This window comes from Bradyrhizobium canariense (assembly GCF_900105125.1).
GTDB lineage: Bacteria > Pseudomonadota > Alphaproteobacteria > Rhizobiales > Xanthobacteraceae > Bradyrhizobium > Bradyrhizobium canariense_A.
In genome coordinates, this window is sequence record NZ_LT629750.1 from 6,992,804 (window position 1) to 7,018,659 (window position 25,856).

The window sequence follows — 25,856 nt, forward strand, 5'->3', positions numbered from 1 at the left end:
GTGTTTTAATTTTTCAGATTGATCATCCGCTCGACCGAACGGCGCGCCTTGTCGGCGATCATGGGATCGATGGTCACTTCCTCACGCAGGTAGACCAGGCTGTCCAAGATCTTGGGCAGCGTGATCCGCTTCATGTGGGGGCACAAATTGCACGGCCGTACCATCTCGACATCGGGCAATTCGGCCTGCACGTTGTCGGCCATCGAGCATTCGGTGATCATCACCACGCGCTTGGGATGCTTGTTGCGAACCCAGTTGATCATGTGCGCGGTCGAACCGGTGAAATCGGCTTCAGCGAGCACGTCGGGCGGGCACTCCGGATGCGCGATGATCTGCACCGACGGATCGGCCTCGCGATAGGCGCGCAATTCGTCGCCGGTAAAGCGCTCATGCACTTCGCAGGCGCCCTTCCACGCGATGATCTTCACGCTGGTTTTTGAAGCCACATATTTCGCCAGATACTGATCCGGCAGGAAGATCACCGTCGGCGCATGGAGGCTCTCGACCACCTGCACCGCGTTGGAGGAGGTGCAGCAGATATCGACCTCCGCCTTTACGTCGGCCGATGTGTTGACATAGGCCACAACAGGCACGCCTGGGAAACGCTCGCGCAACAGCCGCACGTCGGCTCCCGTGATGCTGGAGGCCAGCGAACAGCCCGCGCGTGAGTCCGGAATCAGAATGGTTTTCTCGGGGTTGAGGATCTTCGACGTCTCGGCCATGAAGTGCACGCCGCACTGGACGATGGTGCCGGACTTCACCTTGGTGGCTTCGATCGCGAGCTGCAGCGAGTCACCGCCGATATCAGCGACGCAATGGAAGATCTCCGGCGTCTGGTAATTGTGCGCCAGGATCACCGCATCGCGGGTTTTCTTCAGCTCATTGATCGCCTTGATGTAGGGCGCCATGAACGGCCACTCGACCGGGGAGATCACATTCTTGACCCGCTCATAGAGGTGAGCGGTTTCGCGTTCGACCTCGGGAGTCCACTCCAGCGAAGGCACCGGCAGTGCATGGGCGCGCTCGGCAGGGCTGACGGGGTTTCGCTTCGGCACAGCGGAGCGGCCTGGAATTGGGTTTCCGAAGTCTTCGGGACCGTAAATTGCAGCGATCGGCATGGCAGTCTCCCTGAGGTTCTTATTTGCTCGTTTTGAGCATATCTGAGTGCTGAGAAATCCGCCCTTGGAGCGGGCCGGCAATTCCTGGCGTTTGAGTGAGTCTTGTCCGAACCAACCTCGCGGCGTCGCGAGGAGTCCGGGGCGTCAGGAGGACTTTACTTATCCTCATAACGAGCAAATCAAATATAGCACGGTCTCCCGGGCTCCGCTAGATCGCCGGGCGTTCAAATTGTCTGATCTGGCCGTCGCCATTTGCAAAGCTGCATTGCGATGTGGATTTTCCGGACCGTGCCATTGGGATTTGCATGCGAATGCATTAACTCCCTGTAATGTGCGGTCGCCGTTTTGGATCCGCTGCGAGCAATTGGGGACTTTGCATGTCGACGACCGCAGGCGATCTCCGTTCGGCCTCCAGCCTCGGTAATTGGCGTACGCCGATCGTCATCATCATCTGCGGCTGTGCGATCGCGATGTTGAGTTTCGGGCCGCGATCGAGCCTCGGATTTTTCATTCAGCCGATGAGCCGCGAATTTGCCTGGGGGCGCGACGTTTTCGGCCTCGCGCTTGCCGTGCAAAATCTGTTGTGGGGATTGGGCCAGCCGATCGCCGGGGCGATCGCCGACCGGTTCGGCGCCCTGCGCGTGATGTGCGTCGGCGCATTGCTTTACGCCGCAGGTCTGGTGTTGATGCGTTATGCGGCAACACCGCTGTCGCTTAACCTCGGCGCCGGTGTCCTGATCGGATTTGGACTGTCGGGTTGCTCGTTCAATCTGGTGCTGTCCTCATTCAGCAAGCTGTTGCCACCGGAACGGCGAGGGCTGGCGCTCGGCGCGGGGACGGCGGCCGGATCGTTCGGGCAGTTCCTGTTTGCGCCGTTCGGCGTGGCGATGATCGACAATTTCGGCTGGCAGACGGCGTTGATCGTGTTTGCCGCGCTGATGCTGTTGATCGTGCCGTTATCGCTCGCACTCAGCACGCCCCCTGTGCCAGCGGCCAGCGTGGCGGCTTCGGACCAGCAATCGTTCAAGACCGCGCTGGCGGAAGCGTTCGGCCATCGCTCCTACGTATTGCTGGTGCTGGGCTTCTTCACCTGCGGCTTCCAGCTTGCATTCATCACCGTGCATCTGCCGGCCTATCTGGTCGATCGCGGCATTCCCGCCCAGACCGGCGGCTGGGTGATCGCGGCGATCGGCCTGTTCAACATCATGGGATCGCTGAGCGTCGGCTGGCTGCAAAACGTGTTCCCGAAGCGCTACATCCTGTCGACGATCTATCTCGTGCGTGCGGTGTCGATCATTGCCTTCATCTCGTTTCCGATCACGACGTTCTCGGCGATCGCGTTCGGCGCGGTCAGCGGCCTGACCTGGCTATCGACCGTGCCGCCGACCTCGGCGCTGGTGGCGCTGATGTTCGGCACCCGCTGGTTTGCAACCCTGTACGGCTTCGCCTTTGTCAGCCATCAGGTCGGCGGCTTTCTCGGCGTCTGGCTCGGCGGTATCGTGTTCGAGAAATTCGGGTCGTACACGCCGATCTGGTGGCTGTCGGTTCTGTTCGGCGTGCTGTCGGCGCTGATCAATCTGCCGATCGTCGAGCAGCCGGTCGCCCGGCCGGTTGCGCAACCGGCGTGATCCGGTAAACCTTTCCCGAAATTCGAGCTTCAGGGAGTTTGCCATGGGAACGTTCAAAGCGATCAGGATCGACAAGGCTGAAAAAGGCACCACCGCTGCGCTCGCGCCATTCGACGAAGCCGAATTGATGGAAGGCGACGTCACGGTGCGGGTCGAATGGTCGACCTTGAACTACAAGGACGGGTTGGCCGTCACCGGCAAGGCGCCGGTGGTGCGGCGCTTTCCCATGATCGCCGGCATCGACTTCGCCGGCACCGTCGAACAATCTTCGAATCCGCAGTGGAAGGCCGGTGACAAGGTCGTTTGCAACGGCTGGGGCATGGGTGAAACCCATCTTGGCGCCTATGCCGAGAAGGCGCGCGTCAAGGGCGACTGGCTGGTGCGGCTGCCGGAGAGCATCTCGACCCGCGATGCGATGGCGATCGGCACCGCCGGCTACACCGCGATGCTGTCGGTGCTTGCGCTGGAAAAATACGACCTGACGCCGAGCAACGGTCCAATCGTCGTGACCGGTGCGGCGGGCGGCGTCGGCTCGGTTGCGATCGCCGTGCTCTCAAAGCTCGGCTACCACGTCATTGCCTCGACGGGCCGGACGTCGGAGGCCGACTACCTGAAAGATCTCGGCGCGGCTGAAGTGATCGATCGCGCGGAGTTATCGGGGCCGGCCAAGCCGCTGGCAAAGGAGTGCTGGGCCGGGGGCATCGACAGCGTCGGATCGACCACGCTGGCCAACATTCTCTCGATGACGAAATACCGCGGCGCGGTCGCCGCGTGCGGCCTTGCTGCCGGCATGGACCTGCCTTCCTCGGTCGCGCCGTTTATTTTGCGGGGGGTGTGTCTCCTCGGCATCGATTCCGTGATGTGCCCGATCGAGCTGCGCAAAATCGCCTGGAGCCGGCTGGCCAGTGACTTGGATCGAGGAAAACTTACTGAAATTACTCATGAAATTGGTCTGGACGAGGTTATCGCGGCCGGCGCGAAAATCCTCGCCGGACAGGTCCGCGGTCGAATCGTGGTAAAAATTCTCTAATGACGTTCAGACTTTACCAACGAACCTGCTCCAATGTTGCCACGGTTAGTATGGTAAGCAGCGGGTAAAGGGGCCTTAGGCTGGGAGCCCGCGCTCGGTGAGTTGGAGTTACAGCATGCTTGCGCGTTTTGTGTTGGGGACGGTTACGGCCGGGGCACTGATCGCACCTGCTCTGGCCGGGACGATGAACGCCGATGAGGCCCGCAAGTTCGTAGCCGGCAAGGTGTTCGCATTCACCTGTTTCGACGGCACCCGCGGCGCAGGCCGGATTCTCGATGACATGGGCGCCGCGGGTTCGGTGCAATTCAGCGGCTCCGGTCCGATTCGCCATATCAGGCTGCCCGGCAACACGTTGCAGGTCCGCGGCGAGGCGGTATGCGCATCGATCAAGGGCATTCCGTTCGAGCCGTGTTTCAGTCTCGACAAGCAGGACGAGCGCAGCTTCCGTGGATCGGTTTCGGGGATGAGCTTCGCCTATTGCGATTTCCATAACCAGGGCGCGGTGCAGATGCTGCTGGCGCGCTCGGTCGCGCGTCCGCGTTCGTTGCATCGGCACGAACAGTCGGCCGACGCGTCGCGAACCGAAGTTTCAAGCCGCGTTGAGACTCCGCGAGTCGAGAACGCCGGAATTGAACCGGTCAAATCCGAAACGAAGGTCGAGCCGGCGAAATCCGAAAGTGCGCCGGAGCTGCGCCGCTCGACCGATTGATCCAGCGCCGGCCATTGGCGCGGATTCTTAGAAGACGGCGGCCGGGCGGCAATGGTCCCGGCCGTACACCGTAGTCTTACGGGCCTGTATTTTCACATCTTCGTAGCGACTTGCGACCCAGTTTGTCGATAATCGACGGGCTTGCGCGCATTCCGCAAAAGTGGATGCCGGATTTGCGATCGGAATACGCGCCGGCTTTCAAGCAGAGCATTTTCTCGCGGCACACCGCCTCGCACCTGGTTTGAAAATACTCTTGGGCGGCCCGAAACAAGGGTTCATCATGTCGCTTTATTATTTCCGGATTAGTCACGGACGCTATTCAGGCGCCGCCGACCTGGGATCGGAATTCGAGAGCCGCGATGACGCATGGGCTGAAATGACCAAGGTCTGCGCCAATCTTGTCAGCGGTATCTCCCGAAGCCTGAAACAGAACGCCCAGTGGCAGATGGAACTGCTGGATGAAGCGAAAAAGCCGGTGTTTCGAATCCGGCTCACGGCGGAATCGCTCGACCAGCCGCTATAGTGCGCGGCTAGGTGCCCGGCTGCGCGATAGCTGCGGCGGAGGGCGCCTGTCTGCGGAACAGGATCCGTTGGTACAACCAGCCGATCGCCACCAGCACCAACCCCAGGCACATGAACGACAGCGCGCGGTAAACCCCCGTCAGCGTCGACATGTCGACCAGGAACGCTTTCAGGATCGTCAGCGCGATGACGACGGCTGATGCGAGCCGGGCTCGCTGTGAGTTGAAGAGGATGCCGAGGCCGAGCAACACCACTCCGAATGCGAGCCACGCAATCGAGTAGGTGTATTGTTCGGCTCCGCTGGTGACGCCACTGGTCAAAACCGGTCCGTGATAGAGCCTTCGAATTTCGAACGTGACGTAGGTCAGCGCCAGGACAAGCGCGCCCGCCGCGATCGTGTTGGCATAGATGGCGCTGCGCCGGCCTGCCACCGCGTAAGACAGCAACAGCGCGAGCACGGCAGGGATCGCATAGCCGAGCAGGATGCGATTGATGAAGACGCCGCCGACGTTGACAGGCCAGAAGATCGGCGTTTCCAATAGCATCAGGCCGAACACGGCAGCCAGTCCGGCAAAGACCGTCAACACAATCGCGCTGATATTGTGAATGACGCTGTTGGTGCGAATCCGCAGCCGCTCCAGCCCAATCGCCATCGCGAGCGCCGTGCACACCTGTAGCGCGACTTCGGTGAGGCCGGCCGTATCGCGATAGACATCGCCGCCGTTCACGGCGTGACGGATTTCCATGAATGCCAGCAGCACCGTGAACAGGATTGCCGCCGATTCCACCGCGCGCTGTGGCGCGTCATCGCCGCGGCGGCGCAGGAAGACGCTGCCAATCCAGAACGCCAGCGCCGGCACGCCATAGCCCCACAGCAGCCAGTTGAAGATCGGCGTGGTGCCGACCGCATCGCCGACGATGCGCGGCTCGTAGCCGGTGCGCAGCACCACGAGGCCCGCGAGAATGGCAGCCAGCGAGCGCAGGAACGGAATTGGCCGTTGCAGCGAAATCCAGGCCGTGCCCAGCGACATCAGCGCCATGGCAATGGTGAGCCAGCCTTTTTCGAGCGCAAAGGTCAACGCCAGCGCCATCGCGCTGAGCGCGCCGGTCGCGAATAGCGCAATCGAAATCGGCAGCCCCGGCCGATGGTCGCGCTTGCTGAGGATTTCGGTCGCTGCGCTATACGCCGCGGCAAGCGCGACCGCGAGGATCGCAAACGGAATCGAGCGATCGAGATGCGCGATGCGCGCGTAAAGCGTGACCAGCAGCGCCAGCGGCGTGAACACCGCGGCGGCCGACCACACCACGGGAATGATGGCGCTGACCGAGCGTCCCTGCGCCAGGAATCCCGCCGCGCCGAAACCGATCGCGAAGATCGCCGCCGATATCAGATGCAGCGAGACCGAGCCGTCGGTCGCGTGGGGCCCAATTTCCGGCAGCGGACCGCCGGGCAGCACCAGCATGTCCGGATTGCCGCGCACCGCCCATTCGGCGAATACGATAAACACGAACGCCGCTGCGGCGCCGATAGCACCGACGGCGGCCGGGGCGCGCCATGCGATGAGCAATGTGCCGGCAACGAGCAGCGCAAACGCGATCATGGCGGCGTCGGCATGGAAACTTGTCAGCACGATCATTGTCGCGCCCAACAGGTAGGCCGCCAGCGCGCCGGATGAGATCGGCTCGATCCGGCCTTCATCCGCGGGCGGGCCGAACAGCAGGCCGCACACCACCAACACTGCCGCGAGAATGAAGCCTGACATCACGTGGAACAGATGCGGCCCGACCATCGGTGGTCCGCAATCGAGACACGGCAGCGTCCACAGCAGCGCGAACACGATGGTGGTGACGGCCAGCCAGCGCCACAGCCTGATCCGCGCCAGCGCGAAGGCTGCCGCGGTGACGATGGCGAGATAGATGTACAGCGCCCAGAAATCCGGCTTGTCGGATGACACCAGGATCGGGGTGACAAAGGCTGCGGCGACGCCAAGGCCCGCAAGAGCGGGTCCATGCAGCAGGGCGGCAGCGAGTGTGCCCAGCGCCACCAGTCCCAACAGAATGAACGCGGTCGCCGGCGCGAGAAAACCATAAAGCGCGTAGGCGGCATAAACGGTCGCGAAGGCAACCGATGTTCCCGCGGCGGTGAGGATCGCCGGAATGTTGGCGATCGGCAGCACTTCGATCGTCGAGATGCTGTCCTTGCGACGCATCCATTCGCCGGCCGCGAGCAGCGCCAGCGCGAAGGCGCCGCCCAAGAGCGTGCGAACCTCGGGCCCGATCAATCCCGCTTCGATCGAATAGCGGACCATGAAGAATCCACCGAGCGCCAGCGTCAAGCCGCCGACCCAGACCACCCATCGCGTGCCGACACGTTCCTCGAAGCTCGGGGTAGGGCTGGGTTGAGGGAGTGGCGAGGGCGCTGTCGTCACGCCGCTGATGTCGTCGTCCTTCGGCGCGGCATCCTGCTCTTCCGCAACAGTCGTGGCCGGTTCGGCATCCGCAACGGCCGCGGGCTGTTCGATGGCAACTTCAGGCGATGCGTCCGGGAAAACCTGACCAGGTTCCAGATCCGGCACAAGCGGCGGCGGGGCTATTTGCGATTGGGCCGCCGCCCTTTCGAGCGTATCGACCCGCGCGCGCAGCGCTGCGACCTGGTTGAAGGTTTTGCGCGCGATGATGAGCGCGACGATGGCCACCAGAAACGAGAAAAAATCGAACATCGAATCTCCAGACCGTCGGCCCGACCGTTCGGGCGGCCGTGTCGAATTCACACATCAGCGCTGCCAGATTGTCAGCGCCGGCCACGGACACGCAAGCCCGGCGCGGGCCGCTCCTGCAATACTTCACGCCGAAAACGAAACAGCGCCGCGGGCCGGCCGCCGGTTTGTGTCGACATCACGCCGGTGGGTTCGACCAGCGCGCCATTCTCCACCAGCCGGCGGAAATTCTGCTTGTGCAAATGCCGCCCCGAGATCGCTTCCACGGTTCGTTGCAGTTCCGTGAGTGTGAACTCCGGCGGTAAAAGTTCAAAGACGACGGGACGGTATTTCAGCTTGGCGCGCAGCCGCGCGATCGCGGTGCCGAGAATTCGCCGGTGGTCGAAACGCATCGACACCCCGAGACGGGGGATCGACTTGCGCGCCAAGGCGGCAGGCCGGCCGTCCCGCCGGGCTTCCTCGATCAACCCCGCTTCATAGAGCAGTTCGTAACGGTCGAGCACGCGCTCTTCATCCCAATGCGCGCCCTCGGTGCCGAAATACAGCCGGACGCGGTCCTTGCGGCTGAGCGCGCGGGCCATTCCGGGCTCCTCGGTCTGGGCAGCCCAATTCGTCAACTCGGGAAAGATGTCGCGTTCGATGATGTCGGGCCGCGCTTCGCGCCAGTCTTCCCATGGGAAAAAACGATACCAGGGTTCGAAGGTCGCTCCCGGCGCGCGTGCGGCGTTGTCAGCGGGCCGGGTCAACGCGAGGTAACCGATCGAGGCAACATGGGTGTCGGTGTCGCCGGGCTGCGTGTGGCGGCCGCGATCGCCGAAGGTGTAAAGCTGTTCAACGTAACCGAGGCGCAATCCCGCCTGTTCTTCCACCCAGGCGCGCAGGCCGATCTCGAACGTGCGGTGCGCGACCGCATCAAAGGGGCCGAACGGCAGCCCGGCGAGTCCATCGGTTCCGGAGGCGGTGAGGATCAGCGGCTCATTGCCTTCGATCGCGACAATGGCGGCGGTCAGCCCGATTTCGATCGGCGTCAGAAGCTTTTCGCTCATCTGGCGTCGTTCATGGCAGCTAGTCGAGATCGACGCGGAACGGGCGGCCTTCGACCAGCATGTTGCCCGGACCCATTTCGTCGAGCGCGCGCAGCATCCGGCCCTCCCGCCCCAGCGCCTTGTCCGCCAGACTGACGATCAGCCGGTTCGGCGAGGCGATCGGGGAGGCGGCGCGGATTTGCCGCGCGATTGCGATTTCATCGCGTTGCGGATTGAGCGCGCAGGCAGCGGCAAACGCGCTCGCGGTCGAGCGGCTGATGCCGGCATAGCAGTGCACCACCATCGGCGCGCGGCGATCCCAGCCGCGCACAAAGTTCAGCACCTGCTCGATATGAATGTCCGACGGCGCGACGAACCCCTCCATCTGCTCGGTGATGTCATCGACCGCGACTTTCAGGTGATTGGCCTCGAGCACCGATTCCGGCCGCTGCACCTGATCGACCTTGGCCATGATGGTCAGAACATGGCTGGCGCCGGTGGCCTTGACGGTGTCCGGAAGTGCGGCGAGTGAGCAGACGTGAATCATGGCGGTCCTTTGGTCGCGTCGATTATAGGCCCGCGCGGGCGGCGATTAAAGCGGCAGATCAGCCCTGTGACACACGGTTATATGCACAATGTCGCAAACCGCGCGAGGAACCGCTTCTCGGCTTTCGCCGCGGTCCAGGGCGTCAAATAATCCGTCTGCGTCGAGGCGGGCAGGCTGGGATCGCGACCGAACAGACGTTTGGCCTCGGCTTGCGCGAAACCTGCCAGCTGAGTTGCTTCCAGATAGGCCGCGCCGCGGTCGGCGTCCTTGATCTGTTGCGTGATCTCAGTGCTGAGCACTGCCGGTAACCCGAAGCGAATATGGATTGCCGACAGTAGCCGCTTCTCCACGGCCTTGTAATCGCCACCCAGCACCGCCTTGAACGGCGAGATCATGTCGCCGATGACATATTCCGGGGCATCGTGCAGCAGCGCTGCCAATCGTACACGGATATCGACGCGCGGCGTCTGCTCGCGCAAAACGGCCTCGACCAACAACGTATGTTGCGCCACCGAGAAAATATGCGCCCCGCTTGTCTGGCCGTTCCAGCGCGCGACGCGCGCCAGCCCGTGGGCAATATCGGCGATCTCGATGTCCAGCGGCGACGGGTCCAATAGGTCGAGCCGCCGCCCCGACAACATGCGCTGCCAGACCCGTGTTGCGGGTTCAGGCGCCGGTCGTTTTCCGGCCGTCATTTGATTTTGAGGCGCGGCGCGCGGTGCTTGCCGGCACAGGTCTCATGGCAAAAGCACGTTACGAGATGATCATTGACCATTCCGGTCGCTTGCATGAAGGCGTAGACGATGGTCGGGCCGACGAATTTGAAACCGCGCGCGATCAGTTCCTTTGACATCTTGACCGACACTGGCGTCGATGCCGGCACGCTCGCGGTGGTCTTGAACTGGTTGACCTTCGGTTTGCCGTCGACGAATTCCCACATGAATTTCGAGAAGCCGGGCCCGTCTTCCATGATCTTGAGATAGGATTTGGCGCTAGCGATCGTGCCCTCGATCTTGGCGCGATTGCGGACGATGCCAACATCGTTCATCAGCGCGTGGACTTTTTTGGCGTTGTAGCGCGCGATCTTTTCGGGCTGGAAATCATCGAAGGCGCGGCGGAAATTCTCACGCTTGCGCAGGATCGTGATCCACGCAAGTCCTGCCTGGAAGCCGTCGAGGATCAGCTTCTCGTACAAAGCGCGGTCGTCATATTCCGGCACGCCCCATTCGGTGTCGTGATAGGCCATGTAAAACGGATCTTCGCCGGGCCAGGGGCACCGCGTCAGGCCATCGGCATGCAGGCGCGCCGACCTGGTCATGCGATGGTCTGTTTCGGTGCCGAACGCAAGGCGTCCGGATCGGCGAGGCGGATGGCAACGCCACCTGACGTCAGCGCTATTCCGGCATCGAGGGCGTCGATAACGCGATCGGTCCGGATCAGCGCCAAGCCGTTTTGACCTGCGGTCGACCCCAGGGTGCCCACCGATTTGTCGCCAGCGAGAATAGTTTCGCCCGGCGCCGGCGAGGGGCCGTCAAGAATGATCCGCACCGTCCGGGTGCGCGCGGTGCCGCGATGCTGCATCCGCGACACCACCTCCTGTCCGACATAACAGCCTTTATCGAAATCGACGCCGTGGAGGCGGTCCATGTTGGTCTCGTGCGGAAACGCGTCGCCATACATGAAGTCCAGGCCGCCGCGCGGAACGCCCGAGGCGATGCGATGCGCATCATAGGCGCTGCTGTCAACGAGCTCCGCGCCAATGAGATCAGCGAGTTTTTGCTTGAGCTCCTCCGGCACCAGAATCCGCCAGCCGAGCGCATCATTGCGCGGATCGGCGAATGTCAGATCGGGTTTCATCGCGGGTTCGCCGTCCCACGCGGCCATCACGCCGAGGCTGTCGGACAGGTTCTCGACCGCGACCTTGGCCCGGAGTTTGTAGAAGCCGAGCTTGTCGGCGAGGCCTTGCGCCAGCGCGCGTGGGACATCGATCAGGAAGCCGCCGCCGTGGCCGGAAGGCACTTCCGTGATCAGGAAATCGGTCGTTATTTTGCCCTGCGGCGTCAGCAATGCGCCGAACCGGCCAAGGCCGGGGTGAAGCAGCGTCACGTCGGTCGTGACGAGGCCGTTGAGAAAGTCGCGCGCGTCCTCGCCGCTGACCTTCACCACGCCTCGATCCGGAAGAAACGCTGCTTTCATTCTTTGGACGGCTTTCTTGAGGTTCTCTTTGAACTTCTTGGGAAAACGCTGGTAGCGGATATCACATGGCAACGTAAGGCGCTAAGGTGCTGACAACAAGGCCCGTATGGCATCGTCAGGCTGTTACCGAGGACCGATGAATCAACGATTTGATACCATTCTAAAATCCGGCACCGTGGTCAATCAGGACGGCGAGGGCGTACGTGACATCGGCATTGCCAATGGCCGCATCGCCGCGATCGGCGGGCTTTCCCAGGCCTCCGCCGCCGAGGTGATCGACTGCAGGGGCCTGCACATCCTGCCGGGTGTGATGGATACGCAAGTGCACTTTCGCGAGCCGGGGCTGACCCACAAGGAAGACCTTGAAACCGGTTCGCGCAGCGCCGTGATGGGCGGCGTGACCGCGGTGTTCGAAATGCCGAACACCAATCCGTTGACGGTGACCGAACAGACCTTCACCGACAAGGTGAAGCTCGGCTATCACCGGATGCATTGCGATTTCGCGTTCTTCATCGGGGGCACCCGCGAGAACGTTCAGGATCTACCGGAACTGGAACGCGCGCCCGGCTGCGCTGGTGTCAAAGTCTTCATCGGCTCATCGACCGGCGCGCTATTGGTCGAAGACGACGAAAGCCTGCGGCGGATTTTCAAGGTGATCCGGCGCCGCGCCGCCTTTCACGCCGAGGACGAGTACCGCCTCAACGATCGCAAGGGGTTGCGCATCGAAGGCGATCCACGTTCGCATCCGGTGTGGCGCGATGAGACCGCCGCGCTGATGGCGACCCAGCGGCTGGTCAAGCTCGCCCATGAAACCGGAAAACGCATTCACGTGCTGCATATCTCGACCAAGCAAGAGATCGAGTTTTTGCAAGACCACAAGGACGTCGCCTCCTGTGAAGCGACGCCTCACCACCTGACGATGGCGGCGCCGGAATGCTATGAGCGGCTCGGCACCCGCGCGCAGATGAATCCGCCGGTGCGATCGGCCGATCATCGCGAGGGGATCTGGCGCGGCATCGAGCAGGGCATCGTCGACGTGCTCGGCTCCGATCACGCCCCGCACACGCTGGAAGAAAAGGCCAAGACCTATCCGGCATCGCCGTCGGGCATGACCGGCGTGCAGACGCTGGTGCCGCTGATGCTCGACCACGTCAACGCCGGACGCCTGTCGCTGGCGCGGTTTGTCGATCTGACCAGCGCCGGTCCGGCGCGGCTGTTCAATATCGCCTGCAAGGGCCGGATCGCCGCGGGCTACGACGCGGACTTCACGGTGGCCGATCTCAAGCGCAGCGAGACCATCACCGACAAATGGATCGCTTCGCGCGCCGGCTGGACGCCCTATGACGGGATGCGGGTCACCGGCTGGCCGGTCGGCACCTTCGTGCGCGGCCGCCGCGTGATGTGGCAGGGCGAGTTGTCGACGCCTTCGACCGGCGAGCCGGTGCGGTTTCTGGAAACGCTGAGGGCATGAATCAAGGACTGCGGTCGCCCGGCTTGACCGGGCGGTAACGTCCGAAAGACTTACTGCTTCGAGAGCGAGACCGAAAACTCGCCATTGCGGACGCGCGCGGCGAGGCCTTCGACGAATTTCGCGACCGCATCTTCGCCGTAGGTTCCGACCAGTTCGGCAAATGCCGCAAACAGGCTGGCCTGCGCAAGGCAATCGCCATCGACGCCATCGTGCCGCGCCTCCGCCCAGGCTTCGTTGAGATAACCGAGCGCGGCCTGCTTCTGTTCGTGGTCGGGCAGTGGATCGCGGCCGGCTGTGAAGGACACTGGATGGCTCATGAAATTTGACAGGCTGACATGCGCGATCCAGGGCGGAGCGCTTTGGTGCAGGAGGTGTAGCACGCACCACGGAACCGCCAAGGGCACTTCTTTAAGTTCTTTAAGAAAGGTTAACGGCAGGGGATAATATCAATCTAGTACCACCGGACCGTCGCGACGCGGTCAGGAAAACGTCCGCACCCGTGCGTTAGTTGGCGTAGCGCGCCGTGAGATCCCGCGAGATCTTCGCGCCTTCCTCGACATATCTGCGGATCGCGACGGTGGCCGCCGGCGTGCAGGTCCGGTAGGTCTGCTGAAAGCCGTTATAGCCGCGATTGAAGCCGGCAATCATGCGGGCGCGGCGATCTCCCGAGGGCGTCTCGGCATCGATCAGCGCCTGCATTTCGTTGCGCCATTTGCCGCCTTCATTGCTGCCGCAAATGCCCCGCAGATAATGCAGCGCGCCGAGAATTTCGGCCAGCCGCTGCAAATCGCCGTCGAATGGCGCGGCGGCATCCTCGGCCCGCGCCGGGCCAAGATTGCATACCGAGATCAGGATGAGAGCGGCGAGAGCGCGTTTCAGCATGAATGGGTCCAGGACCCCTGGTGCCGCGGGGCAGCGGTGATATGCCTTCTCAACACGCTGGAAGCAAGGCGTTGAGCGCCAGGATCTAAAGTGTTTTGGAGCGAAGCGGGTGCCGCTTCACGTGAAGAAAAGCGCGTTGGAACAGAACATTAGAGCCGGGTCTTGATCCGACCGGAACCGAAGGCTCCAGGCCTGGATCAAGAAGGCTCTAGGCCTGGATTAAGCTCCAGGCCGCTTGAATAACCTCTTGCAGGCCGCCGGTCACCTTGAGGTCGCCGAGCGCATCCGGCGCGAGCCAGCGGAAATCGTCGAGCTCGTCATTGAGGAGGGGCTCCTTGCCGATCCAGTGCGCCGCGAATGACATCACCAGATAATGCCCGCCGCCGGTTCCCGGCAAAACCTCGCGCCATCCGGCCAGCCCGACAATCTCGATTTTCAGCCCGGTTTCCTCATTGATTTCGCGATACAGGGCCGTATGCAACGATTCGCCGAATTCGACCCGTCCACCGGGCAGCGAATAGAAACCTTTGCCCGGCGAGCGCGCCCGCCGCACCAGCAGGATCTTGTCGTCGCGAAAGATCGCGGCGCTGACGGCAAGCTGGGGATGCGATGGCTGGACGGTCGTGGCCACGGGGATCAGTGCTCCAAAGTTCGCAGCTAGATGTGGCACACTTTATGCGAACTTCGGAATCATAGGACCTCCAACAAATCCACGAATACAATGCGGTCCGCGAAAGCCGAGGGGACCTTCAAACTCGCTACATGAGAACATCATCCGGAAAAGTGGGAACCGGTTTTCCCTCAACGAAATGAGATCATGGATCTAGCGGCTCGCCATGATGGTTTCGACGTTGGCTTCGTTGCCGCCATTGATGATGCCTCCGGCCAGCGCAACCAGCGGTTTGACCCAGCCGGTGGCCTGCCCTGCCAGTGTGGCGCGAGTCTTGTCCTGCTTGGCTTCACGCATGGCGGCACCAACGGCGGTCAGAATGGAGGTCATCGCGGAGGTAATATTGTCGAATTCGGCGCGGACGCCGGGGTTGGCTGAATCATAGGATTCGATCGCAAGCTCTCGCGCCTTGAAATTAGACGCCGTGAAATGCTCGCGATAGGACAGGGGATGCCAGCCCAGGAAATCTTCCGAGCATTCCGGTATGTCGGGAATCATCTCCAGGAGCATGATGGCTTCGTTGAAGTGATTCAGATAATCGGTGGCAAGCCCGGTGCGCGGATTGATGTTGGCGGCGCGCAGCCGGGCAACTCGGGCCGCTTCATCAGGGACCGGCGTATTCGGTATCGGGCGATCGGATCGCGCGGATGGGGAGGCTGTCGAGGTCATCAAATGCAGTCTTAACGCTTGGGGTTAAAAGGTGCTGAACGTAGTAGCGTTTTTAAGCGAAGTGGTAACGGTTCGCGTCAAGAAAACGCGTCAAGGCAAGAGATGATGTCTATTCGGATCACAGAATGTGCGGACGCTTCGTAATCACCTCGGCGCCGGAGGCTTTGCGGCAGCTTTTTGGCTATGCCGAACAGCCCAATTTCCCGCCACGCTTTAATATTGCGCCGACGCAACCGATACCTGTAGTCATCATCGAGAATGGTATCAGGCATTTTCGCCTGATGCGTTGGGGACTGCTGCCGGCCTGGGTCAAGGATCCCCGTAAATTTACGCTCCTGATCAACGCGCGGTCGGAGACGATTCAGGAAAAGCCAGCCTTCAAAAATGCGATCAAGCGACGGCGCTGCCTGATCCCGGCCGATGGCTATTATGAATGGCAGGCATACGAAGATCGCAAGCGGCCTTACTTCATCCACCGCCGCGACGGCCAGCCGTTCGGGTTTGCCGGACTGGCCGAGACCTGGATCGGCCCGAACGGCGAGGAACTCGACACCGTGGCCGTCGTCACGGCACCCGCGAGCGCCGATCTCGCTGAGTTGCACCATCGCGTACCCGTCGCGATTGCACCGGAAGATTTCGAGCGCTGGCTCGATTGCCGCGCCAATGGCGTCGAGGCGGCGATGCTGTTATTGACCGCGCCGCAAGAAGGCGAATTCGCCTGGCACGAGGTCTCGACACGGGTCAACCGCGTCGCCAATGACGATGCGCAATTGACGCTGCCGATCACGGCGGAACAGATCGCCGCCGAACAAGCGGCGGCGGCGAAGAAATCGGCCGCACGCAAAGTGACGTCGGCGGCATCGGAAGACGACGGGCAGGGGTCGCTGTTTTGAAGGGTCGTTATTTTGAGACTGTCGCTGTTTTAATCAATCGTGGAATCGCAAGGTAGCAAAGCCACTTGTCCGCCGTAGCTCAAGTAACAGCGAGGGCGGAAAGCGGGCCCACTATTTGCACCGATATTACAGGATGCATGCTGGGCACAGCGCAGATTGCGCCTTTGCCTACCTTACGGATCTCACCTGAAAATATTCAGCGCCGCATATTGCAACAGCATAATGGTCTTGGCGTCCCGGATGCGGCCGTCGGTGATCATGGCAAGCGCCTGATCGATCGGTAGTTCTAGCACCTCGATATCCTCGCCTTCGGCGACCAGGCCGCCGCCGTTTCCGATCCGCATCGATGAATCATATTCCGCGACAAAGAAGTGCAGTTTTTCGGTGACCGAGCCCGGGCTCATGAAGGCTTCGAAGACTTTCCGGATCTCGCCGAGCCGGTAGCCGGCTTCCTCTTCCACTTCGGCACGGATGCGGTTTTCAGGAGATTCGTTGTCGAGCACCCCGGCTATGGCCTCGATCAGGAGGTCGTCGTAACCGTTGACGTAAGTCGGATAGCGAAACTGCCGTATCAGCACCACGGTCCGTTGCGCGAGATTATAGGGCAGCAGCGTCGCGGCATTGCCGCGGTCATAGGCCTCGCGCTGCTGCGTCTGCCACTCGCCATTGGCGCGCCGCCATTCGAAGGTCGTGGTCGTCAATACGTAATAGTTGTCGGAGAGCAGGCGGACGTTCTGGACGCGGATGCGGTCGGAAACGGTCATGGAAAATCCTTGAAATTCCCGGTCATGGCGTCGGCTCGCGGCCGTCGAGCCATTTGGCGAACACGATCGTTTCCGCCTCCGCATAACCCAGCGATTGGTAGAACGCTCCCGCCTTGGCGTTCTCACGCCGCACCAGCAATTGCAATTTGGCGATGCCGGCCCCGCGCAACCAAGCCTCGGCGGCATTCATCATCGCGCGGCCATGGCCCTGCGCGCGGCGGTCCGGATCGACCGCGACGTAATAGACCCAGCCGCGATGGCCGTCATGGCCGACCATGGCGGTCGCCACGATCGCTTCGCCGTCGCGGCCGATCAGCACCGTCGCGTTAGGCCCCCGCCGCGCCAGCGCGATGTCGGCTGCGGGATCGTTCCACGGCCGCGTCAATCCGCAGGCCTGCCAAAGCGCGACGACAGCGGCGATATCGGCATCGGCGATCGGCGCTATCGACAGCGCGGCAGCCGGCATCGTCGGGGCTGCGTTCACAGCACCTTGCCGGGATTCATGATGCCTGATGGGTCGAGCATCGCCTTGATCCCGCGCATCAGTTCGATCGCGACCTTGTCTTTCACCTCGGGCAGTTCGTCACGCTTGAGCACGCCGATGCCGTGTTCCGCGGAGATCGATCCGCCCATCCGCAGGACGATCTCGAACACCACGGCATTGACTTCGTGCCAGCGCGCCAGGAAATCAGCCGCATTGCCGCCGGTCGGCTGGCTCACATTGTAATGGATGTTGCCGTCGCCGAGATGACCGAACGGCACCGGCCGCGAACCCGGAATGAGCTTGACGACCGCAGCATTGGCTTCAGCGATGAAATCGGGCACGGCGGCGACCGGCACCGAGATATCGTGCTTGATCGAACCGCCTTCCGGCTTCTGCGCCGCCGACATTTCGTCACGCAGCTTCCAGAAGGCCTGGCGCTGGCTGAGGTTGGCCGCGATGACCGCGTCATCGACGATGCCGTCTTCCATTCCTTTCTCCAGGATCGATTCTAGCGCGTCGCGGGCATCATCGCGCGAGGACGACAGCTCCATCAGCGCATACCACGGATGCTTGCCCGCGAGGGGATCGCGGATGTCGATGCCGTGACGCACGCTGAAATCGACGGAAATGTCCGACAACAGCTCGAAACTGGTGAGGCTGCCGGCAGCCTCGTTCTGCGCTATCGACAATAGCTTCAATGCCGCCGCCGGCGATTTGAGGCCGACAAAGGCGGTCTCGACGGCGCGCGGCTTCGGAAACAGCCGCAGCGTCGCGGCGGTGATGATACCAAGCGTGCCCTCGGCGCCGATGAAGAGGTTACGCAGATCGTAGCCGGTGTTGTCCTTTTTCAGCTTGGACAGCGCGTTCAAAATGCGTCCATCGGCAAGCACGACCTCGACCCCGAGCGCCATCTCGCGCGCCACGCCATAGGCCAGCGCCGCGGTGCCGCCGGCATTGGTCGAGAGATTGCCGCCGATGGTGCAGCTTCCCTCGGCGCCAAGCGACAGCGGGAACAGCCGGTCGACGTCGGAGGCCTTTTGCTGCGCGATTTGCAGCACCACGCCGGCCTCGCAGGTCATGGTGTTGGATGCGGTGTCGATGTCGCGGATCTTGTCCATCCGCCGCATCGAAATCACGACCTCGCCATTATGCGGGGTCTGGCCGCCGACCAGACCGGTATTGCCACCCTGCGGCACCAGCGCGATCCGATGTTCGCTGGCAAGCTTGCAGATTGCGGATACTTCCGCGGTCGAGCCCGGCCGCAACACCAGCGGCGAGCGGCCGTGATACAGGTCGCGCTCCTCGGTGAGGTAAGGCGCAATATCGGCCGCATCGGTTACCGCATATTTGTCGCCGACGATGGCGCGAAAGCGCGCGATCAGTTCGGGCGAGAGCGGCGGTACGGATGATTGAGCGATATTCATGGCCTGGCTTCTACCTTGGACTTTGTCGTTTGGATTTTGTGTTGTGCTTTATTCCCGTCCCACCGCGGCGCGGCGCAGCCTGTCGTTGATCGCTTCGCCGAGGCCGTGATGCGGTACCGGCATCACCGCGATGGCGCGCGCGCCCTTGAGGTCGAGTGCGCGAAGATAGCCGAAAAGATTGGCAGCGGCTTCGGTCAGATCACCGCGCGGCGACAGATTCATGACTACCTGAGCTGCATCCGCTCCCGGTATGGCGGCCGGGCCGAACGCGAGCAGCGCCTCGCCAGCCTCAACCCGATCTGCGTTGAGCCGCACCGGCGTACGCGGCGCGTAATGTGACGCCAGCATGCCCGGCGCCAGCGGGGCTCCGGTATCGTTGCCCGCGTCCTCGGGCAGTTGCACCAGCGCACGGCCGAGCACGCGCTCGATGGCATCGCGCGGCAGGCCGCCGGGACGCAGCAGCATTGGCGCGTCGAAACATCCGATAATGGTGGATTCGACGCCGACCGCGACCGCGCCGCCATCAACGATCAGGTCGATGCGCCCCTCAAGGTCGCTTTGCACATGGGCCGCTGTGGTCGGCGACACATGGCCGGACAGGTTGGCCGACGGTGCCACCACCGGCCGGTCGAATGCGCGCAGGATGTCCCGCGCGACCGGGTGTGCCGGAATGCGGATCGCGACGGTATCGAGCCCGGCGGTGGCGAGATCAGCCACGGCGCAGTCGCTGGTTTTGGGCAGCACCAGCGTCAGCGGACCCGGCCAGAACGCCTCGGCCAACGCGAGCGCCAGCGTGTCGAAATGCGCGATCCGCCGGGCGGCGGCGAGGTCGTTGACGTGGGCGATCAGCGGATTGAAGGCCGGGCGGCCCTTGGCCTGATAGAGCCGCGCGACGGCCGCCGGGTTGGTGGCATCAGCGCCGAGCCCGTAAACGGTCTCGGTCGGGAACCCGACCAGCCCCCCATCAGCCAGCCAACGCGCCGCCGCGGCCGTAGCGGCCTCGCCGGCGGGCAAAATCTGCGTTTTCAGGCCCACATTCACGGGGAATTAAATCCTTTGGTCCGGCTTCTTGCGGTGGGCGAAACCCAAGGCTATAAGCCGCCTTCTTGTCGGAGTGTGGCTCAGCCCGGTAGAGCACTGCGTTCGGGACGCAGGGGTCGCAGGTTCGAATCCTGCCACTCCGACCAGATTTCATTAGCTTTTTTGTTCTGATTGTTGGCGCTACCCGAGTCAACTACCGATTCAACCACCGAAACGTACCTGTTTTTTTGCCCGATTGCAGCGGCAGCGCCCTGTAAATGATCTGGATGATGATGCCCGTAGGTGTTTTGCAGGACCTCGGGCGACATGCCCAAGAACCCTGCCGCCTCCCAGATCGGCACGCCGCGCTGCATCAGCCAGGTTGCCGCCGTATGGCGCAAAGTGTGGGGCGTGACCCTACCGGTCATCCCGGACAAACAGGAGAGGCTGTAGGCGGTCTGGTTCAGCCGTCCATTGCGTAGGCGAGGGCGGGGTATAGGGAGGGCAGCCGTCGATATGGTCTGGCTCCGCGCAGGTAACGCTGCCCTTGTCATACCGGCAGCCAGCGTAGCCCCGGAGTGGATGCCGAGAGCGCTCGGCGAAAAACAAGAGATCGTCGATATGATCGGTCGAAAGCGTTTTGGCCTGCTTGCCTGGCATGTCGCTCAAATCATTTGAAGCCAGGTTCTAAAACATTCGAGTCTGAGCGTAACGGAAATCCCGCATGGCGCAGACTGATAAGGTTTTGCATAAAACCTTATCAGTTGCAGGTAGGCGACACCGCACCGATCCAACGACAAACCGGAATCTGTTTCCTGGCTCCAAGGAGCTCTGAAGCAGAATCATCGATTTAGTGGCCACTCCGATAGGCCAACAGGATTGCGTTTGAGAAGTACCCTTCCGAGGCAACATATCGATCCACAAATTCTAGAACGGATAGGTCCGACGCGGTATCCGATTTTGTCTGAGGTACTGCCGTTTCGCTCGGTCGGCCAAACAGGGGGACGCCGTACATCCTTCTATGCATCCGCAAAATCGCAATTTCGAGTTCGGTTTTGTCCGATACCGAGAGTCCGAAAAGCCTCTCGCCTTTCTCATTTGTCACAAGGCAGCTTATCAACCAAGAAGAAGCGTCTGCGTCAGTTTTCAAGTATGGAAGTATCGCTCGTAAGCGGGCGATGCTTCTCCCGGTTAGACGCGAGATGATAACGCTACGCCCGGACGGCAGCTTCAGCTGCGCAGCAAATAGTTTTCGAATAATTCTGCTCAATCGATCACTGCGTCGCGGATACCACATCTGATGACGCCGAGATAAAAGCAGCTAATTGATTCAAGTCGATGACAGCGACCGAGCTTCGCGTAGGGGCGGCACCACGATGGGGCAAGCCCGAAACTGTCGAAAGAGAGAAACGTTCGCCATCGGTTGTGGAAGGAAAATCTACTTTGCGAGAGTCGAGAATCAATCTTGATCAGGGTAGCAGCTGCCTCAAGCTCTGCTACTTCCGTGAATAGCCAATCCGATTGGAATACTTCTTTGAGTCTGCAGCACGCCAGGAGAGGACGCCACGCGTTGACTCGTGACGATGCACCCGACTCAAACGTCACCAAACCGTCACTCAGCACAGATAAGCTTGTATAGACAGGTGCCGTTAGTGCGATGTGATTTAAAGCACACCAACGGGCGCCGTTTTATTTGTGCTAGGGGAAGCATGGATGTTTGATGGCAATGTGAAGACGTCCCAAGATTCAATCCCATCAGGTCCGATTGGTGGGCCGATGGCGTGGCGGGCCGGAGATCTCGCGCGCGACGACAGTTGGATCCATCGGCTTGATGCCGAGGACATTCGCGAGATCGAGGAGGCGGCGCGTTTCAGCCGCACGAGACAGGTCGATATCTTGGGAATCGAAAAAGACGATTTCCCGCTTCCGCGCCTCGCCACGAAGATTGGCATGCTTCGCGAGGATATTATGTTTCGGCGCGGTTTCGCTTACATGCGAGGCTTGCCTGTCACTCGTTACGATCGCGAGACTTTAACGCGAATGTATTTTGGCATATCGCGCCACTTGGGTGACCCTGTCCCGCAGAACCGCAACGGACATATGTTGGGGCACGTGATCGACATTGGCACGTCTGTCGATGATGTGAACAAGCGACTGACGCAGACAAAGGCGGGGTTGGAGTTCCATTCGGATTCCTGCGACGTTGTCGGCCTTATGTGCCTGGCTACGGCGATGCGGGGAGGCGAAAGCGCCCTCGTAAGCGGAGTTGCGGTGCATGATGAGATGATGGGGCGGCGACCGGACCTCTGCCGCGCGTTGTATGAGCCGCTGACGGTCGATCGCCGGGGCGAAGTGCCTGAAGGGAAGCAGCCATGGATGCGCATCCCGTTGTTCATGTGGCAGAACGGCGTTTTTACCGGGTATGCTCCGCTGGAAGCCTACCTGCAATCGGCGAGGCGGTTCACCGACGTTCAGCCGACGACCGATCTGCAATGGCAGGCGATGCGGATGTTCCTCGATCTTTGCAACTCGGACGAATTTGCTGCCCGCATCCCATTTGAGCCCGGTGATTTCCAGTACGTCCACAATCATGTGGTGTTCCACTCGCGCACGGCGTTCGAGGATTGGCCGGACGCCGCCCGGAAGAGGCATCTGATGCGGATCTGGCTTTCGCTGCCGGACGGCCGCGAACTGCATCCGTCAATCGCCGAGCGCTGGATCAAGATCGAACGCGGTACGGTCCGGGGTGGCGTGAACATTCCTGACCGGCGCGCCTTAACGATTCCACTGGACCCGACGACGCCTGCTTTCGCATGAGTGTGGATGCTTCTAGTGGCCCGCTGGCAGGTCTGCGTGTGTTCGACCTGACCCGCGTGCTTGCGGGTCCCACATGCACGCAGATCCTGGGCGATCTGGGCGCGGACGTCGTGAAAGTGGAGAGGCCGGGTACGGGCGATGACTCGCGCGCGTTCGCGCCACCGTTTGTGCCTGGCACCGCAGACGGCGCTTACTTCGCGGGCTTAAATCGAAACAAAAGGTCGATCACATTAAACTTGGCGTCGGAGGAGGGCCAAGCCTTGGCCCGCCGGCTTGTACGCCGCTGCGACATCCTGGTGGAAAATTTCAAGGTCGGCGCGCTATCCCGGTATGGGCTGGGCTTCAACGAATTGCACGCGACGCAGCCTGAACTGATCTATTGCTCCATCACAGGCTTCGGACAGACGGGCCCTTACGCGCCGCTTCCAGGTTACGATAGTCTGATCCAGGCCATGGGCGGGATGATGAGCCTGACCGGCGAACCAGGGGGCCTGCCGCACAAGACCGGTATTCCGGTCACCGACCTGTTCGCCGGCTTGTATGCTTGCATCGGCATACTTGCAGCCCTTCGCCACCGCCAGCGGACCGGCCTGGGGCAGCACGTCGATATCGCAATGCTGGATACGGCTGTGGCCTCGCTGGCAAATCAAGGCATGACCTATCTCGCGACGGGCAGAAACCCGGACCGCCTGGGCAACGAACATCCCACCGTGGTGCCCTATCAGGTATTTGGTACCGCGGACGGGCACATGGTTCTATCCATTGCGAACGACGCTACCTTCGACCGATTTTGTAAGGGCTTTGGGCTGTCGCACCTTATGGAGGATTCACGCTTCGTCACCAATTCCGCCCGCGTTGAAAACCGGGCTGCCGTCACGGCCGCTCTCTCGCCCGTATTGGTCGCTCAGCCTACGGCATGGTGGCTGGAGCAACTCGCTGCCCTGAACATCGGCGGTAGCCCCATCAACACGCTCGAACAGGTTTTCGCTGACCCGCAGGTGCGTGCGCGCGACATGGTGGTCGAGATACCACGAGCTTCGGGCGGGACGGTGCAGGTGCTCGGCCATCCCGTGCGGATGTCGGCAAGGGGCGCAACCTATCGCCTGGAACCTCCGGCTTTAGGTGAGCACACCGATGCCTTGTTGGTCGAAATCCTGGGGATGGGTGAGAGCGAGGTATCCGAATTGCGTGCACGTCGGGTCATTTGACGACATGACGACGCGGGTCATGAGCTTCTCAACAGCGGTCGGGCCGTCGCAAGAGCCGAACAAGGATGGGCAGCCCTTGTATCTGCAGATTGCTCATGTCCTGGGAGAGGAACTGCGCGCTCAGCAGCATCCGGTCGGACGCCTGTCGGAACAGGCCCTGAGTGCCCGGTTCCGGGTCAATCGGCACACGCTTCGTCGCGCGATAGACATCCTCGTGTCGGCCGGGCTGGTCGAACGGCGGGCCGGGGTCGGCGTGAACATTCTGCCGGGAGCCATCGACTACAGGCTAGGTCCGGCGACACGATTTTCCCTGATGATCGAGGAGAGCGGACACTCGCCGTTCACCCGAATTATAAGCAAACAGGTAACGAACGCGGATGCCGAAATGGCCCGGAAGCTCAGGCTTTCGCAGTCTGCCGCAGTCGTACGTATCGATACCGTCCGCGACGTCGATGGCCGACCGTTCTGCGTTCAGTCGCAGTTTTTGGATCACGAGACCTTTCCCCTTGTCGCTTCCGAATATGGCGGTGGTTCTCTGCATGATTTTTTGAGGGATCGATGTGGCGTCACGGTCAGCCGGCGCGGATCGACGATCTCCACCGAGTTGCCGCTTCCTGCCGATGCGACACTGCTGCACATTGGCCCTTCGCAACCCGTGATACGCGTCTCGAGCGTGAATGCTGACGTCGCATCCAACCTGCCCGTGGAATTCTGCGTGACGCGCTTCCGAGGTGATCGGATCGAGCTCCAGGTGGAGTTTCCAGGTCAGCCCTGACAAAGATCGCGCCGCTGTCGTTCAACAGCCATCCGGCCGTCATACGAATTCGATACCACCTGTGTAGACAGGTTGGTGTTTCGGGGAAGCGGCATTCGGGCGACACGATCAAAAGCGTGGCGCCGCAAAATCAGCCTCCAGCAACCCGCCCTGTACTTTAAATCTGCGCAGTCGCTGCGCCCTCGCGCACGCCGGCTGCTCCACAAAGGAGTCGAAGATGGATCGTAGAACGTTCTTGGGCGCTGGGGCCGCGGCGCTCTCGATGAGCATGGTGCGTCCATCCCGATCGGCAGAAACACTTATCTTCTACGAACTGCCGACCAAATATATGAATTGGGGCGCGCTCGCTGCAGCATATGAAAAGACGGCCGGGGTCTCTCCGACGCTCGACCTGAAGGCCGGGTCGAGTACCGCGCTGGCAGCCATGAAGATAGAGGCTGCGCGGCCGCAGACGAACGGCGCCTTCTGGTCGCTCGACATAGCGATCGAGGCAAAGCGCAGCGGCGTGACAATGCCGTATAAGCCCCGCGGTTTTGATGCCATTCCGGTGGGCCGCAAGGACCCCGACGGACATTGGTGGGCAATCAGCTCGGCTAACATCGTGATCGGAGCCAATACCGACGTGCTCGGCAAGCGCGGCCTAGGCGTACCGCAAACCTGGGATGACTTGCTCAAGCCCGAATACAAGGGCCTTTGCTCGATCATGGAGCCGACCTATTCGGGCACCGCGTCGACGTTTCTCTACGGAATCAACTTTATCGTTGGCGGCACGAAAGCGGACTTCACGCCTGGCATGCGCTGGCTAAAAGCGTTTGCCGCGAATGGAGGTCAGTTTCGCGCAGAGACGATGGCGCCACGCCTTGCCAGCGGTGACGTGGGTGTGCTCATCGACGCAGAAGGAAACACGATTCTTTCCAAAGTTCAGGGCGCGCCGGTTGTCGCCGTCGCGCCAGCCCAAGGCGTGGTCGCAGTCGAGCTTGGCATGTCTATGGCCAAAGGCGCGCCCGACGTTGAGCGGACCCAGCGTTTTTTCGACTGGCTACTTGGCACCGAAGCGCAAGAGATTATTGGTGCCAGTTTTTTCCGCCCCGTCGTCACCGAGGCGATGCCGAAGACCGTCGCCGATCAGTTGCCACGCGCCGAGCGCCTCGTGTCGCTCGATCTCGATCACGAGGCGCTCGTCGTCACGGACCTGAAACGTGCGTTCACCGAGATCGTTACTCGCGACGGCGACATCGACGCCGTGCTGGAACGTTTCAAGTTGAGGTCGTGACACCTTGCGAGGAG

Annotated in this window: 25 protein-coding genes, 1 tRNA gene and 1 pseudogene; 11 read left to right on the top strand and 16 right to left on the bottom strand. The window is 61.7% G+C overall.

Annotated features, from left to right (window positions below; all coding sequences use genetic code 11):
* Nucleotides 1–5 precede the first annotated feature (5 nt).
* Nucleotides 6–1,118: a quinolinate synthase NadA gene (nadA, locus tag BLV09_RS33010; RefSeq protein WP_146690390.1), complete on the bottom strand. Its 1,113-nt coding sequence runs from the start codon at nt 1,116–1,118 to the stop codon at nt 6–8.
* A 377-nt stretch (nt 1,119–1,495) separates the two neighbouring features.
* Between nadA and BLV09_RS33015 the strand changes: the two genes are divergently transcribed.
* From BLV09_RS33015 to BLV09_RS33030, 4 genes are all read left to right on the top strand, one after another.
* Nucleotides 1,496–2,746, top strand: a complete 1,251-nt coding sequence (locus BLV09_RS33015) for an MFS transporter (RefSeq protein WP_146690391.1) — start codon at nt 1,496–1,498, stop codon at nt 2,744–2,746.
* A 43-nt stretch (nt 2,747–2,789) separates the two neighbouring features.
* Entirely contained in the window at nt 2,790–3,776 is a 987-nt protein-coding gene (acuI, locus tag BLV09_RS33020) for an acrylyl-CoA reductase (NADPH) (RefSeq protein WP_146690392.1), read from the top strand.
* A gap of 115 nt (nt 3,777–3,891) precedes the next feature.
* Nucleotides 3,892–4,485: a hypothetical protein gene (locus BLV09_RS33025; RefSeq protein ID WP_100386378.1), complete on the top strand. Its 594-nt coding sequence runs from the start codon at nt 3,892–3,894 to the stop codon at nt 4,483–4,485.
* A 280-nt stretch (nt 4,486–4,765) separates the two neighbouring features.
* Nucleotides 4,766–5,008 carry a DUF6894 family protein gene (locus BLV09_RS33030; RefSeq protein WP_100387527.1) on the top strand — a complete coding sequence of 81 codons (243 nt, stop codon included), beginning with the start codon at nt 4,766–4,768 and terminating at the stop codon, nt 5,006–5,008.
* 7 nt (nt 5,009–5,015) lie between these two features.
* Here BLV09_RS33030 and BLV09_RS33035 read toward each other — a convergent pair whose 3' ends face one another.
* From BLV09_RS33035 to BLV09_RS33060, 6 genes are all read right to left on the bottom strand, one after another.
* Nucleotides 5,016–7,727: a DUF2339 domain-containing protein gene (locus BLV09_RS33035; protein WP_146690393.1), complete on the bottom strand. Its 2,712-nt coding sequence runs from the start codon at nt 7,725–7,727 to the stop codon at nt 5,016–5,018.
* A 71-nt stretch (nt 7,728–7,798) separates the two neighbouring features.
* Nucleotides 7,799–8,770, bottom strand: coding sequence for an NUDIX hydrolase (locus tag BLV09_RS33040; protein ID WP_100386380.1), 972 nt, complete (start codon nt 8,768–8,770; stop codon nt 7,799–7,801).
* A gap of 19 nt (nt 8,771–8,789) precedes the next feature.
* Nucleotides 8,790–9,296 (bottom strand): tyrosine phosphatase family protein, encoded by a 507-nt coding sequence (locus BLV09_RS33045; RefSeq protein ID WP_100386381.1) that lies wholly within the window; start codon nt 9,294–9,296, stop codon nt 8,790–8,792.
* Nucleotides 9,297–9,373: 77 nt separating this feature from the next.
* Nucleotides 9,374–9,991 carry a YfbR-like 5'-deoxynucleotidase gene (locus tag BLV09_RS33050; protein WP_146690394.1) on the bottom strand — a complete coding sequence of 206 codons (618 nt, stop codon included), beginning with the start codon at nt 9,989–9,991 and terminating at the stop codon, nt 9,374–9,376.
* Nucleotides 9,988–10,614, bottom strand: coding sequence for a DNA-3-methyladenine glycosylase I (locus tag BLV09_RS33055; RefSeq protein WP_100386383.1), 627 nt, complete (start codon nt 10,612–10,614; stop codon nt 9,988–9,990). Before BLV09_RS33055 ends, BLV09_RS33050 begins: the two co-directional genes overlap by 4 nt.
* Nucleotides 10,611–11,492: a YgfZ/GcvT domain-containing protein gene (locus BLV09_RS33060; protein ID WP_146690395.1), complete on the bottom strand. Its 882-nt coding sequence runs from the start codon at nt 11,490–11,492 to the stop codon at nt 10,611–10,613. Before BLV09_RS33060 ends, BLV09_RS33055 begins: the two co-directional genes overlap by 4 nt.
* 136 nt (nt 11,493–11,628) lie before the next feature.
* On the opposite strand from BLV09_RS33060, the gene BLV09_RS33065 reads away from it, so the two are divergent.
* The gene (locus BLV09_RS33065) at nt 11,629–12,963 is read left to right on the top strand and encodes a dihydroorotase (RefSeq protein ID WP_146690396.1); all 1,335 of its coding nucleotides are present in this window, start codon (nt 11,629–11,631) and stop codon (nt 12,961–12,963) included.
* A gap of 50 nt (nt 12,964–13,013) precedes the next feature.
* On the opposite strand, the gene BLV09_RS33070 is transcribed toward BLV09_RS33065, so the two are convergent.
* The 4 genes from BLV09_RS33070 to BLV09_RS33085 all read right to left on the bottom strand — a co-directional run bounded on the left by BLV09_RS33070 (nt 13,014) and on the right by BLV09_RS33085 (nt 15,184).
* Entirely contained in the window at nt 13,014–13,280 is a 267-nt protein-coding gene (locus BLV09_RS33070) for a hypothetical protein (protein ID WP_100386386.1), read from the bottom strand.
* A gap of 187 nt (nt 13,281–13,467) precedes the next feature.
* Nucleotides 13,468–13,845, bottom strand: a complete 378-nt coding sequence (locus BLV09_RS33075; protein ID WP_146690397.1) for a TIGR02301 family protein — start codon at nt 13,843–13,845, stop codon at nt 13,468–13,470.
* A 208-nt stretch (nt 13,846–14,053) separates the two neighbouring features.
* The gene (locus BLV09_RS33080; RefSeq protein ID WP_146690398.1) at nt 14,054–14,476 is read right to left on the bottom strand and encodes an NUDIX hydrolase; all 423 of its coding nucleotides are present in this window, start codon (nt 14,474–14,476) and stop codon (nt 14,054–14,056) included.
* A 192-nt stretch (nt 14,477–14,668) separates the two neighbouring features.
* Nucleotides 14,669–15,184 (bottom strand): hypothetical protein, encoded by a 516-nt coding sequence (locus BLV09_RS33085; RefSeq protein WP_146690399.1) that lies wholly within the window; start codon nt 15,182–15,184, stop codon nt 14,669–14,671.
* Between the two features lie 125 nt (nt 15,185–15,309).
* Here BLV09_RS33085 and BLV09_RS33090 point away from each other — a divergent pair, with 125 nt between their 5' ends.
* On the top strand, nt 15,310–16,077 hold the full coding sequence (locus tag BLV09_RS33090; protein ID WP_146690400.1) for an SOS response-associated peptidase: 768 nt from the start codon (nt 15,310–15,312) through the stop codon (nt 16,075–16,077).
* A 182-nt stretch (nt 16,078–16,259) separates the two neighbouring features.
* On the opposite strand, the gene BLV09_RS33095 is transcribed toward BLV09_RS33090, so the two are convergent.
* Genes BLV09_RS33095 through BLV09_RS33110 form a run of 4 tightly spaced genes read right to left on the bottom strand, consistent with a single transcriptional unit; the run spans nt 16,260 to nt 19,790 of the window.
* Nucleotides 16,260–16,841: an NUDIX domain-containing protein gene (locus tag BLV09_RS33095; RefSeq protein WP_146690401.1), complete on the bottom strand. Its 582-nt coding sequence runs from the start codon at nt 16,839–16,841 to the stop codon at nt 16,260–16,262.
* Between the two features lie 22 nt (nt 16,842–16,863).
* A complete protein-coding gene (locus tag BLV09_RS33100) occupies nt 16,864–17,307 on the bottom strand; it encodes a GNAT family acetyltransferase (protein WP_174556622.1) in 444 nt (147 codons plus the stop codon).
* A gap of 14 nt (nt 17,308–17,321) precedes the next feature.
* Nucleotides 17,322–18,749: an FAD-binding oxidoreductase gene (locus BLV09_RS33105; RefSeq protein ID WP_146690403.1), complete on the bottom strand. Its 1,428-nt coding sequence runs from the start codon at nt 18,747–18,749 to the stop codon at nt 17,322–17,324.
* A 48-nt stretch (nt 18,750–18,797) separates the two neighbouring features.
* Nucleotides 18,798–19,790: an L-threonylcarbamoyladenylate synthase gene (locus tag BLV09_RS33110; RefSeq protein ID WP_146690404.1), complete on the bottom strand. Its 993-nt coding sequence runs from the start codon at nt 19,788–19,790 to the stop codon at nt 18,798–18,800.
* A gap of 69 nt (nt 19,791–19,859) precedes the next feature.
* Between BLV09_RS33110 and BLV09_RS33115 the strand changes: the two genes are divergently transcribed.
* A tRNA-Pro gene (locus tag BLV09_RS33115) sits at nt 19,860–19,936 on the top strand.
* Nucleotides 19,937–20,116: 180 nt separating this feature from the next.
* Here BLV09_RS33115 and BLV09_RS38885 read toward each other — a convergent pair.
* A pseudogene (locus BLV09_RS38885) lies at nt 20,117–20,323 on the bottom strand (tyrosine-type recombinase/integrase); the annotation flags it as partial.
* Between the two features lie 1,159 nt (nt 20,324–21,482).
* Here BLV09_RS38885 and BLV09_RS33130 point away from each other — a divergent pair.
* The 4 genes from BLV09_RS33130 to BLV09_RS33145 all read left to right on the top strand — a co-directional run bounded on the left by BLV09_RS33130 (nt 21,483) and on the right by BLV09_RS33145 (nt 25,842).
* Complete coding sequence (locus tag BLV09_RS33130) at nt 21,483–22,586, top strand: TauD/TfdA family dioxygenase (protein WP_146690405.1); 1,104 nt, start codon at nt 21,483–21,485, stop codon at nt 22,584–22,586.
* Nucleotides 22,583–23,794 (top strand): CaiB/BaiF CoA transferase family protein, encoded by a 1,212-nt coding sequence (locus BLV09_RS33135; protein WP_146690406.1) that lies wholly within the window; start codon nt 22,583–22,585, stop codon nt 23,792–23,794. The genes BLV09_RS33130 and BLV09_RS33135 overlap by 4 nt, the downstream gene beginning before the upstream one ends.
* A 19-nt stretch (nt 23,795–23,813) precedes the next feature.
* The gene (gene phnF / locus BLV09_RS33140) at nt 23,814–24,569 is read left to right on the top strand and encodes a phosphonate metabolism transcriptional regulator PhnF (RefSeq protein WP_283806807.1); all 756 of its coding nucleotides are present in this window, start codon (nt 23,814–23,816) and stop codon (nt 24,567–24,569) included.
* Between the two features lie 217 nt (nt 24,570–24,786).
* A complete protein-coding gene (locus BLV09_RS33145) occupies nt 24,787–25,842 on the top strand; it encodes an extracellular solute-binding protein (protein WP_146690408.1) in 1,056 nt (351 codons plus the stop codon).
* The last annotated feature ends 14 nt before the right edge of the window (nt 25,843–25,856 follow it).